This is a genomic window from Sporomusa sp. GT1 (assembly GCF_014634905.1).
Taxonomy (GTDB): domain Bacteria; phylum Bacillota; class Negativicutes; order Sporomusales; family Sporomusaceae; genus Sporomusa; species Sporomusa sphaeroides.
Genome location: NZ_BMBX01000109.1, coordinates 1 through 223 on the forward strand (window position 1 = coordinate 1; position 223 = coordinate 223).

At 53.8% G+C, this 223-nt stretch carries 1 rRNA gene; it reads left to right on the forward strand.

Features of this window, described 5'->3' with window-relative positions:
* A 16S ribosomal RNA gene (locus tag GT1_RS22040) occupies positions 1 to 223 on the forward strand; the annotation flags it as partial.

Consider the following 223-nt stretch of genomic DNA (forward strand, 5'->3'; position numbering starts at 1 on the left):
GGGAACTCAAGGGAGACTGCCGCAGACAATGCGGAGGAAGGCGGGGATGACGTCAAGTCATCATGCCCCTTATGTCCTGGGCTACACACGTACTACAATGGGCTTAAACAAAGTGAAGCAAGACCGCGAGGTTGAGCCAAACACATAAACAAGCTCTCAGTTCGGATCGGAGGCTGCAACTCGCCTCCGTGAAGTCGGAATCGCTAGTAATCGCAGGTCAGCA